Origin of the sequence: Kitasatospora misakiensis (genome assembly GCF_042656005.1) — a bacterium.
In the GTDB taxonomy this organism is placed as follows: Bacteria; Actinomycetota; Actinomycetes; order Streptomycetales; family Streptomycetaceae; genus Kitasatospora; species Kitasatospora misakiensis.
The window spans coordinates 98,853-109,763 of sequence record NZ_JBHSOF010000026.1 but is presented as its reverse complement, the minus strand read 5'-3'; the positions used below and the strand labels follow the sequence as shown (position 1 = coordinate 109,763).

10 protein-coding genes are annotated in these 10,911 nt (G+C 72.6%); 6 read left to right on the top strand and 4 right to left on the bottom strand.

Annotated features, from left to right (window positions below; all coding sequences use genetic code 11):
- Both ACFP3U_RS20570 and ACFP3U_RS20565 read left to right on the top strand, forming a co-directional pair.
- The coding region (locus tag ACFP3U_RS20570; RefSeq protein ID WP_380227051.1) for a hypothetical protein at window positions 1–654 on the top strand (654 nt) is incomplete at its 5' end.
- Window positions 655–765: 111 nt separating this feature from the next.
- The gene (locus tag ACFP3U_RS20565; protein WP_380227050.1) at window positions 766–1,980 is read left to right on the top strand and encodes a pyridoxal phosphate-dependent aminotransferase; all 1,215 of its coding nucleotides are present in this window, start codon (window positions 766–768) and stop codon (window positions 1,978–1,980) included.
- 190 nt (window positions 1,981–2,170) lie between these two features.
- Here ACFP3U_RS20565 and ACFP3U_RS20560 read toward each other — a convergent pair whose 3' ends face one another.
- Complete coding sequence (locus ACFP3U_RS20560; protein WP_380227049.1) at window positions 2,171–4,015, bottom strand: phosphoenolpyruvate carboxykinase (GTP); 1,845 nt, start codon at window positions 4,013–4,015, stop codon at window positions 2,171–2,173.
- A 284-nt stretch (window positions 4,016–4,299) separates the two neighbouring features.
- Here ACFP3U_RS20560 and trhA point away from each other — a divergent pair, with 284 nt between their 5' ends.
- Complete coding sequence (trhA, locus tag ACFP3U_RS20555) at window positions 4,300–4,974, top strand: PAQR family membrane homeostasis protein TrhA (protein ID WP_380227048.1); 675 nt, start codon at window positions 4,300–4,302, stop codon at window positions 4,972–4,974.
- Here the strand turns inward: trhA and ACFP3U_RS20550 are convergent.
- Window positions 4,945–5,451, bottom strand: a complete 507-nt coding sequence (locus ACFP3U_RS20550; RefSeq protein ID WP_380227047.1) for a hypothetical protein — start codon at window positions 5,449–5,451, stop codon at window positions 4,945–4,947. The genes trhA and ACFP3U_RS20550 overlap by 30 nt on opposite strands.
- 307 nt (window positions 5,452–5,758) lie before the next feature.
- Here ACFP3U_RS20550 and ACFP3U_RS20545 point away from each other — a divergent pair, with 307 nt between their 5' ends.
- Together ACFP3U_RS20545 and ACFP3U_RS20540 are read left to right on the top strand one after the other, a co-directional pair.
- The gene (locus tag ACFP3U_RS20545; RefSeq protein ID WP_380227046.1) at window positions 5,759–7,402 is read left to right on the top strand and encodes an MFS transporter; all 1,644 of its coding nucleotides are present in this window, start codon (window positions 5,759–5,761) and stop codon (window positions 7,400–7,402) included.
- An 8-nt stretch (window positions 7,403–7,410) separates the two neighbouring features.
- Window positions 7,411–8,061 carry a TetR family transcriptional regulator gene (locus tag ACFP3U_RS20540; protein WP_380227045.1) on the top strand — a complete coding sequence of 217 codons (651 nt, stop codon included), beginning with the start codon at window positions 7,411–7,413 and terminating at the stop codon, window positions 8,059–8,061.
- 87 nt (window positions 8,062–8,148) lie between these two features.
- Here ACFP3U_RS20540 and ACFP3U_RS20535 read toward each other — a convergent pair whose 3' ends face one another.
- Window positions 8,149–9,018 carry a hypothetical protein gene (locus ACFP3U_RS20535; protein ID WP_380227044.1) on the bottom strand — a complete coding sequence of 290 codons (870 nt, stop codon included), beginning with the start codon at window positions 9,016–9,018 and terminating at the stop codon, window positions 8,149–8,151.
- Between the two features lie 8 nt (window positions 9,019–9,026).
- Entirely contained in the window at window positions 9,027–9,689 is a 663-nt protein-coding gene (locus ACFP3U_RS20530; protein ID WP_380227043.1) for a papain-like cysteine protease family protein, read from the bottom strand.
- Window positions 9,690–9,953: 264 nt separating this feature from the next.
- Between ACFP3U_RS20530 and ACFP3U_RS20525 the strand changes: the two genes are divergently transcribed.
- On the top strand, window positions 9,954–10,886 hold the full coding sequence (locus ACFP3U_RS20525; protein WP_380227042.1) for a hypothetical protein: 933 nt from the start codon (window positions 9,954–9,956) through the stop codon (window positions 10,884–10,886).
- Window positions 10,887–10,911: the final 25 nt, after the last annotated feature.

Genomic DNA, 10,911 nt, shown 5'->3' with positions numbered 1-10,911 from the left:
AACAGCGCCCCGGCGCCCCCCCCCGCCCCGACCTCCGCCGCGGCGGGCGGTGCCGCCGCCCCGACCGGCGCGGCCCCGCCCTCCGCCCCGGCCGCCACCGGCGCCGCGGCGGGGGGCGCGGCCGGCGGCGGCAGCCCGACCGGTGCCGCCGTGCCGTCGGCCGCGACCAGCGGCAACCCGATCGGCGGAGCGAGCGGCGGCAACGCCAAGATCAGCTTCGAGAGCCCGCTGCCGCTCACCACCACCGGCAGCTACCTCGGCAAGACCAAGGCCGACGTCACCCCGGTCTCGGTGGTCAAGGGCACCGCGGCCGAGATCGCGTCGTACAACTTCAAGCCGGCCGACACCGCGGGCAAGACGCCGTACTACGTGACGGTGAACTTCACCAACAAGACCGGCGCCCCGCTGCAGGACGAGTACTTCATGATGCGGTTCAAGGTGCACACCGAGCCGAAGGGCACCGGCATCCTGGCCGCCCCGACCATCCTGAAGTCGATCCCGCAGTGCGACTCCGGCAAGAAGCCGGGCACCCTGGCCGACGGCCAGAGCCAGCAGCAGTGTGCCGTCTATCTCGTTCCGGACGGCACCCCGCCGCAGTTCCTCGCCTTCGGTAGCGTTCTGGACACCCAGCCGCTGATCTGGAAGGCCAGCTGAGGTCTCCGCCTCCCGATCGAAGGAGTAGCGGAACAACAGCGTCCGGGCGGTCCGGCGGGTGTCCTTCGACACGCGCCGGACCGCCCGTCCGGGCCCCTAAAGTAGGCAGGTATGCAGGTCATCCAGTCCAGCAAGCTCGCCAATGTCTGCTACGACATCCGTGGCCCGGTGCTCGACGAGGCGATGCGGCTGGAGGAACAGGGCCACCGCATCCTGAAGCTCAACACCGGCAACCCCGCGCTGTTCGGCTTCGACGCGCCGCCGGAGATCCTCCAGGACATCCTGCGCAACCTCTCCTCCGCGCACGGGTACGGCGACTCCAAGGGCCTGCTGTCCGCCCGCCGCGCCGTGGTGATGCACTACGAGGAGCGCGGCCTGGACGGCCTGACGGTCGAGGACGTCTTCCTCGGCAACGGCGTCTCCGAGCTGATCCAGCTGGCGATGACCGCGCTGCTCGACGACGGCGACGAGGTGCTCGTCCCCGCGCCGGACTACCCGCTCTGGACGGCGTCCGTCTCGCTGGCCGGCGGCACGGCCGTCCACTACCGCTGCGACGAGCAGTCCGAGTGGTATCCGGACCTCGCCGACGTCGAGGCCAAGGTCACCGACCGGACCAGGGCGCTGGTGGTGATCAACCCGAACAACCCGACCGGCGCGGTCTACCCGCGCGAGGTGCTGGAGGGCCTGGTCGCGATCGCCCGCCGGCACCAGCTGGTGATCTACGCGGACGAGATCTACGACAAGATCCTCTACGACGACGCCGAGCACGTCCCGCTGGCCACCCTGGCCCCCGACCTGTTCTGCGTCACCTTCAACGGCATGTCCAAGTCCTACCGGGTGGCGGGCTTCCGCTCCGGCTGGATGGTGCTCTCCGGCGACCGCACCCGGGCCCGCAGCTACGTCGAGGGGCTGACCGTGCTCGCCTCGATGCGGCTCTGCGCCAACATGCCGGCCCAGCACGCGGTGGCCGCGGCGCTCGGCGGGCGGCAGTCGATCAAGGACCTGGTGCTGCCCGGCGGGCGGCTGCTGGAGTCCCGGGACGCCGCGTACCGGCTGCTCAACGACATCCCCGGGGTCAGCTGTGTGAAGCCGAAGGGCGCGCTGTACGCCTTCCCCCGGCTGGACCCGAAGGTCTTCAAGATCAAGGACGACGCCCGGATGGTGCTCGACCTGCTGCGGGCCGAGCGGATCCTGCTGGTCCAGGGCACCGGCTTCAACTGGCCCGAGCCGGACCACTTCCGGCTGGTCACCCTGCCGCGCGCGGAGGAGATCACCGACGCGGTCACCCGGATCGGCACCTTCCTCGGCGGCTACGCGCAGCCGTAGGCCGCCTGGGCTGAGCTGGGCTCGGCTGGGCTGCCCGGGAAAAGCGCTACGGCCGGAGCCCCGGGCAGGCGATCTCCTTGGTCGGGGAAAGATCGTCCGCCGGGTCTCCGGCCGTCCTGTCGCCGACCGGTGCGCGGTTCGTGCGGCGCACCGGTCTCTCTACCGCTCCCGCTGAGGCTGAGGCTCAGGCTCAGCCGAGGCGGGCGACCAGGTCTCGGTACTCGTCCCACAGCTCGGTGGGCGTGTGCTCACCGAACATCTCCAGGTGGGCCGGGACGAGCGCGGCCTCCTGACGCCAGATGTCGGCGTCGACGGTGAAGAGCAGGTCGAGGTCCTCCTTCGACAGCTCCAGGCCGTTCAGGTCGAAGCCCTCGACGGTCGGCAGCACGCCGATCGGGGTCTCGACGCCCTCGCCGTCGCCCTCCAGGCGCTCGACGATCCACTTCAGCACGCGGCTGTTCTCGCCGTAGCCCGGCCAGACGAACTGGCCGTCGGCGTTCTTGCGGAACCAGTTGACGTAGTAGATCTTCGGCAGCTTGGCGGCGTCCGCCTCGGCCCCGATCTTCAGCCAGTGGGCGAAGTAGTCGCCCATGTTGTAGCCGCAGAACGGCAGCATCGCGAACGGGTCGCGGCGCAGCTCGCCGACGGTGCCCTCGGCGGCGGCGGTCTTCTCGGAGGCGATGTTGGCGCCGAGGAAGACGCCGTGCTGCCAGTCGAAGGACTCGGTCACCAGCGGGACGGCGGTGGCGCGCCGGCCACCGAACAGGATGGCCGAGATCGGCACACCCGCCGGGTCCTCCCACTCGGGCGCGATGGTCGGGCACTGCGCGGCCGGGACGGCGAAGCGGGCGTTCGGGTGGGCGGCCGGGGTCGCCGTCTCCGGCGTCCAGTCGTCGCCGCGCCAGTCGGTCAGGTGGGCCGGCTTCTCGTCGGTCAGGCCCTCCCACCAGACGTCGCCGTCGTCGGTCAGCGCGACGTTGGTGAAGACGGTGTTGCCCCAGAGGGTGTCGATCGCGTTGGCGTTGGTGTCGAGACCGGTGCCGGGCGCGACGCCGAAGAAGCCGGCCTCGGGGTTGATGGCGTACAGGCGGCCGTCGGCGCCGAAGCGCATCCAGGCGATGTCGTCGCCGATCGTCTCGACCTTCCAGCCCGGGATGGTGGGCTGGAGCATCGCGAGGTTGGTCTTGCCGCAGGCCGACGGGAAGGCGGCCGCGACGTACTTGACCTCGCCGGACGGCGGGGTGAGCTTCAGGATGAGCATGTGCTCGGCCAGCCAGCCCTCGTCGCGGGCCATGGTCGAGGCGATCCGCAGCGCGTAGCACTTCTTGCCCAGCAGGGCGTTGCCGCCGTAGCCGGAGCCGAAGGACCAGATCTCCCGGGTCTCCGGGAAGTGCGAGATGTACTTGGTGCTGTTGCACGGCCACGGGACGTCCGCCTGGCCCTCGGCCAGCGGGGCGCCGACGGTGTGCACCGCCTTGACGAAGTCGCCGTCCTCGCCGAGCTGGTCCAGCACGGCCGCGCCCATCCGGGTCATCACGCGCATCGACACCGCGACGTAGGCGCAGTCGGTGATCTCGACGCCGTAGGCGGCCAGCGGGGAGCCGACCGGGCCCATCGAGAACGGCACGACGTACATGGTGCGGCCCTTCATGGCGCCGCGGAACAGGCCCGGCTCGCCCTGGGAGGCCCCCTCGCCGGTGAAGATCGCCCGCATCTCGGCGGGGGCCTTCCAGTGGTTGGTCGGGCCGGCGTCCTTCTCCTGCTCGGAGCAGATGAAGGTGCGGTCCTCGACGCGCGCGACGTCCGTCGGGTCGGAGGCGGCGTAGTAGGAGTTGGGTCGCTTGTCCTCGTTGAGCTTCTTGAAAGTGCCCTGGGCGACGAGCAGGTCCGCGAGGCGCTGGTACTCCTCCTCGGAACCGTCGCACCATTCGACGCGGTCCGGCTGGGTGAGCTCCGCGATCTCGCGCACCCACGCCAGCAGACGCTGGTGGCGGGTCGGCGCGGCGCTGAGAGCAGCCGAGTTCTCGTTCGACACGATCGCTCCGTTTCACGCCATCTCGGCGGGGAGACGGCGTAGCGGGGGTTGAGGGTGCTTGCAGCGTAGCTCCGCACCTTCGGCCGGAACGCGGCAAGAAGGCAAAGTTGACGCATCTTTTACTACAGTAAGGATGATTACTGGCCAGTACGGCACCCTCTTCGCCACCCCGGAGCCCCGTCGCACCTCGCTTCGAATACTCCAAAACGTCCAAGTCGTGATGAGCGCCACTTCCTACGGTTCGGTAACCTACGGAGCCGTAGGTAGCGGGTAGCATGCCGCTCATGACTGCTGAGCTCCTGGAGAGCACGGAGCGCGCCCTGGACAAGCCGATGTGGCGCGGCTGGCTGCACGCCGGAATGTTCCCCGCCACCGTGGCCGCCGGGATCGTGCTGATCTGCCTGGCCGAACCGGGGCCCGCGAGGATCGCGTGCGCGATCTACTCGGCGAGCGCCTGGCTGCTCTTCGGGGTCAGCGCGGTCTACCACCGGTTCACCTGGGGCCCGCGCGGCGACGCGATCCTGCGCAGGCTGGACCACGCGAACATCTTCCTGATCATCGCGGGCACCTACACGCCGTTCACCATCCTGCTGCTGGACGGCGCCGCCCGGCAGGTGCTGCTCTGGGCGGTCTGGGGCGGTGCGCTGGCGGGGATCGCGTTCCGGGTCTTCTGGGTCGGCGCGCCGCGCTGGCTCTACACGCCGGTGTACCTGGCGCTGGGCTGGGCCGCCGCGTTCTTCCTGCCCGACTTCCTGCACGCCGGCGGGGTCGCGGTCCTGGTGCTGATGATCGTCGGCGGGGTGCTCTACAGCATCGGCGGCGTGGTGTACGGGCTCAAGCGGCCCAACCCGTCACCGCACCGGTTCGGCTTCCACGAGGTGTTCCACGCCTTCACCATCGGGGCCTTCGTCATCCAGTACGTCGGGGTCTCACTGGCGGCCTACAGCGCGGCCGGCTGACCCCGGCACGCCGTGGCGGGCGGTCGACCGGTCGTGCGACCGGACGGCCGCCCGTTCCGCCGTCCACTCCCGGGCCGGGCGCTCAGGCGCCCGGTCGTGGCTCTGGTGCGGGTGCGGGGCACGCGGGTGCGGGGCGTGCGGGTGCGAGGTATGCGGGTGCGGGGCGTGCGCCTGCCGCCCGGTCTGCCGCGCGTCGATCGCCTCCCGGGCCCGGCGGCAGCGCTCGCAGTGCGCCGCGTTCACCGTGCCGCCGGCCGTCCGGTGGCCCCGCGGCGCCGCCCGGCGGTCCGGCTCGGGCGCCTGGTGGAGCAGCCGCCAGCGGCGCCCCACGTAGACCATCACCAGCAGCACCTCGACCCCGGCGACCACCAGCACCAGCGCGGCGCCGTTGATCAGATAGGCCGCGACCACGGCCAGCGCCGAGGCCACCACCACCGCGGCACCCCAGACCTGGGCGCCCGACTCCCGATCGGCCATTTCGGCTTCCCCTTCCTGCGCCGGGCTCGTGGTCGGCCCCTGCCGCCCCACCCCTTCTCCGCATCAGGCACGCGTCGGACAGCACTGACCGACGGCCACATGATATCTACCGACAGTCACCCGTAACCGCCCGAAAGCGGCGAACGACAGATCAACGTTGCATCAATTCCCCGTGCGGAACGCGCACTTCCAGGACACATCACGGAGCGTGACAGCCATTCAGCACCATGCGACATTGACGGCGGCCATCTTTTGAGAGTTACTGTCATTTGACAGCGACTCCCTTCGATGGCCCCCGGAGGTTCCCGTGCCCACCCCGTCCACCCCGCCCACCGACCAGGCGGCCCCGCCCGGACCGGACCCACGCCGCTGGCTCGCGCTCGTCGCGGTCGCGCTCAGCGTCCTGGTGATCAGCTTCGACATGACGGTCCTGAACGTCGCCCTGCCCACGCTGGCCTCGCAGCTCGAAGCCACCACCGGCCAGCAGCAGTGGATCGTCGACTCCTACACCGTGGTCTTCGCCGCCGTGATGCTCCCGGCCGGGCTGATCGGCGACCGCTTCGGCCGCCGCTTCACCCTCACCCTGGGCCTCGCCCTGTTCGGCCTCTCCTCCGCCGTCGGCATGCTGGCCGACAGCCCGGGCACGCTGATCGCCGCCCGGGCCGCGATGGGCCTGGCCGGCGCGCTGGTGATGCCGATGTCCATGGCGGTGATCCCCGGCCTCTTCCCGCCCGCCGAGCAGCGCCGCGCCACCGCGATCCTGGCCGCCTCGCTGGCCCTCGGCACCCCGTTCGGCCCGCTGATCGGCGGCTTCCTGCTCCAGCACTTCTGGTGGGGCGCGATCTTCGCGATCAACCTGCCGCTGGTCGTGATCGGCATCACCGCCTGCGCCGTCCTGCTGCCGGAGACCCGCAACCCGGCGGCACCCCGGATCGACCTGCCCGCCACCCTGCTCGGCGCGGGCGGACTGTCCGCGCTCACCTACGGCATCATCGAGAGCCCCGAGCGCGGCTGGACCGACCCGCTGGTGCTCGGCACGGTCGGCGGCGCGCTGGTCGCCCTCACCCTGCTGGTGCTGCGCAGCCGACGGCAGACCGACCCGATGCTCGACCTGTCGCTGCTCGCCGACGGCGGCTACCGCTGGTCGACCGCGGCCGCGACGCTGGTCTCCCTGGTGCTGTTCGGCGCGTTCTTCGTGCTCCCGCTGTACTTCCAGAGCGTGCTCGGCGCCGACGCCTTCGGCACCGGCCTGCGGCTGATGCCGATGCTGCTCGGCCTGATGGTGGCCGCCCGGCTCAGCGACCGGCTGGTCGCCCGGACCGGGCCCCGGGCGGTGATCGTCCTCGGTCTGGCCCTGCTGGCCGGCGCGCTGCTCCTCGGCAGCCGCACGGAGCTCTCCGACGGCTACGGGCTCGCCGCCGTCTGGCTCACCCTGCTCGGGATCGGCATGGGCCTGTCCCTCATCACCGCCCAGGCCACCGCGCTGCTCACCCTGCCGCCCGCCCGGGCCGGCGTCGGCTCGGGACTGCTGCAGACCTTCCGGCAGGTCGGCGGCGCGATCGGGGTGGCCGTCTTCGGCAGCCTGCTGGCCAACTCCTACCGGGGCGCGCTGGACACCGGCCGACTCGGGGCGGGCCTGGCCGAGCAGGCCGACCGCTCGGTGGTGGCCGCCGACGCGGTCGCCGCCGCGACCGGCGACTCCGCGCTGGCCACCGCGGCGCACGGCGCCTATGTGCACGGGATGACGGTCGTGCTGCTGGTCTCCGGGGTGATCGCGGCGGTGTCGGCGGTCCTGGTGGCGCTGCGGATGCCGGCCGCCGAACCGACCGGGCCCGCCGAGCGGGCCGCCGAGCGGGCGGACGCGGCCGACATTGCGGCTGTGGAGGACGCTGCGGGCGGGCCGCCGGCGGGCACCGGGCCGTCCGCCGTGCCCGCGACCGATCACGGATAATCGAAGACATGAGCGCAACGCGGCCGGCAGCGGCACCTCCGACAGGACCGGACAACCCGATCCAGGCGATGCTGGAGGCTCGGCTGCCACTGCGCGAGCGGAAGAAGCTGAAGACCCGCCAGACCATCCGGCGCGAGGCGTACCGGCTCTTCACCGAGCTGGGCTACGAGAACACCACGGTCGACCGGATCGCGGCCGCCGCCGAGGTCTCCCCGTCCACCTTCTTCCGCTACTTCGCCACCAAGGAGGACCTCGTCCTCAGCGACGAGTACGACCCGGCGCTGATCGAGGCACTGGTCGCCAGGCCCGTTGACGAACCGTTCCTGCACTCCTGCCGGGAGGCCCTCGTCGGCCTGGTCCGCCAGTTGACCCGGCACGAGCGCGAGGAGCTGCTGCTCCGGATGCGGCTGGTCAACGAGGTCCCCGCGCTGCGCTCCCGGACGCTGGAGTCCAACCCGCAGCAGCTCTACCTCACCGTGCTGACCCGGCGGGCCGGCGTCGGGGAGCCCACCCTGGCCATGCGGGTCACCGCCGCCGCGCTCGCCGCGGCCACCACGGAGGCCGTGCTGGTCTGGGCGGACAGCGACGGCACCGAGGACGTCGCCGACCTCGTCGACCGCACCTTCGCGGTCCTGGAGGACGGGTTCGCCGGACTCTGAGGCGTGTGCCGGCGGCCCCGGCCGGGCACGGCGACGGGGCCCGGTCGTCGCACCGGACCCCGCCGCTCCCGGCCGTGCCGCCGCGGGCTACCCGCGCCGCACGGCCGTCCGCCGCCGGAGCGCCAGGCCCGCGCCCGCCAGCGCGGTGACGCCCAGGGCCGCACCCGCCGTCACCGCCGGCACCGCCGTCAGCGCGGTACCGCCGCCCGCCGGAGCGCCGGCGGCCCGCTGGGCGGCGGGCTCGTAGCCGCCGCCCTTGCCCGCCCGGTCGTACGCCGAGCCGGGCAGCTTGTCGCCGTACCGCTGCCGGACCAGGCCCTGGTACGCGGCCAGGCTCACCCCGCCCTCGCCCACCGAGCGGCGCGCCTCCTCGTCCAGCGGCAGCACCCGGCCGTCCCGCAGGACGTACCAGGCGTTGACCTGCGGTTCGCGGAACGCCGTCCCGCCACCGCCGTCCGCCGCCAGCCGCGCGTAGTCGCTCTCGTCGCCGCCGGTGGCGATGTTGACGACCCGCCAGGCGCCGCCCTGCTTCACCGTCCAGACCGAGGCGACCTGGCCGTCCGCCGCGACCACCCGGCTCGCGGTGAACTCGGCCCTGGCCACCGGGGCGCCCGAGGTCCCGGACACGAAGGCCGCGTCCAGCGTGTACACCGGCACGGTGTCCCCGGACAGCCGGGGCGCGGCGGCGGCCGCCGCCGCGGCCTCCTCGGCCGCCCCGACGGTGAGCTTCGCCGTCGGCGGGAGGCCCTTGCGGGCGAAGAACCGGCCCAGTTGGTCCAGCACCGCCGGGCTCTGCACCGCTCCCCGGGCCTGGGCCAGCTCCGCCGCGGGCACCGGCTCGGGCACCCCGGCCGGTTCGACGGCGGACGCCGCCGGGGCGAGGACCAGGCCGAGACCGGCGGCCAGCAGGACGGCCGCCGCGCCGCGGACGACCGCGGCATCACGCATGCTGCTCATGTCGCCCCTCACGCGCCGATCCGGTACAGGGAGTGGGTCCAGGAGAACGTGCCGTTGGACACGTAGTAGTTGTAGTCCGCCCAGTTGTAGCGGTAGTTGGACGGCCACGGGTCGCCCCAGTAGACCCAGTTGCTGCCGGTGTCGTAGCCGTGGACGACGTGCATGTGGCCACCGCCGGAGCTCCACTGGATCCGGGTCTCGATCGGCCGGTCGGCGTTCACCTCGGTCTGCACCGTGCTGTAGCGCAGGTAACCGGTGACGTAGGAGCCCGGGTTGATGCCGATCCAGCGCAGGCCGTTCTGCACATCGCCCAGCGTGGCCTGGCTGTTGGGGCAGCTCGAAGTGGTCGAGCGGCCGAACGCGGCGTTGCAGAACTGGTTCTGGCTGTAGGAGTAGCCGTACCAGGTGGCGATGGTGTTGCCGCTCGCCGCCCAGCACCAGTTGGTCTGCTCCTGCTGCTGCATGGTGATGTTGAGCTTCTTGAACGTGCCGGCCGGATCGGCCGTGGCACCCGCGGCGGCGGGCCGCGCCCGCTGGACCGCGGCGGGGGCGGACGAGGCCGTGGGGGTGGCCTGGGCCGGGGTGACGGCCGCGACGCTGAGCGCCGGGCCGAGGACGCCGAGCGCGAGCACCGAGACGGTGCGGCGCAGGCGTGTCCGTGCGACTGACATGGGGGATTTCCTCCTTGCGACAGGCAGAGGAGTCGAGAGGTGTGGGGGTGCGGTCCGGATCGCGCCACCGAGCATCGCGCCCGTTGACATGGCCGGTCAACGCCCCTCGGCGCCCGTCCACCCGGGTGTGAACGGACCCGCCCCGGAGTGAACGCCTGTCCCGCAACCCCCGTCAGGAACGCCCCGACCGGTGACAAACCCCCTTCCACATGTGAATATTCACGACCAACCGGGCCCGCCCCGTCCGCCACCCGAGGAGGCCGCATGCAGCGGACCGACCACCGCGACCTCGCCACCGCGCTGCGGACCGGCCCGTTCCACCTCGCGCTGCGCACCGCCATCGCCGTCCGCGGCCTCGCCCTGCACCGCGTCCGCGACCACCTCGCGCTGCGCGGCGTCCACATCGGAATCACCAGCCTCAGCTACTGGCAGCAGGGCCACCGCCGCCCCGAGCGTCCGGAATCCCTGCGCGCCGTCAGAGAGTTGGAGCGCGTCCTGGACCTCCCCGCGCACTCCCTCACCAGACTGCTCGGCCCCCGGCGCGGCGCCCCCACCGACCCGGCCGGCCCGCCCGTCCGCCCCTACCGCGACCTCATCAGCCCGGCCACCGCCGTCGACGAGCTGCTCGCCGCCCTGGCCAGCCCGCGCGACACCGGCCTGCACACCATCACCCACATCGAGCGGATCCGGATCGGCGCCGACCGCCGACTCCTGCGCCGCGACTCGCAGCACGCCCTGCGCGCCCACCGCGACGGCATCGACCGCTACCTCGCCATCCACCAGGGCGACCCCGGCAGCGACATCACCCGGGTCGGCGTCCGCGCCGAGGAGAACTGCCGCCCCGGCCGGATCCGCCGCGACCAGGCCCACGACCTGCTGGTCGCCGAGCTCCTGCTGGACCGCCGGCTGCGCGCGGGCGACACCCACCTGCTCGGCTACGGCTTCGACGACGCCCCGTCCCCCACGCCCAGCTCCGAGTACATCCGCGGCTTCAACTCGGGCGCCGGACAGTACGTCCTCCAAGTCACCTTCCACCCCGCCGCGCTGCCCGTCCGCTGCCACCGCTTCGCCCGCCGCTCCCCCGCGGAGCGCCCCTACGAGACCGAGGAGCTGACCCTCGACGGCCACCACTGCGTCCACCTGGTCGCCACCGCCCTGCGGCCCTGCATCCTGGGCATCCGCTGGGACTGGGAGTAGGGCCGGTCCCTCGGTTCCTCTGGAC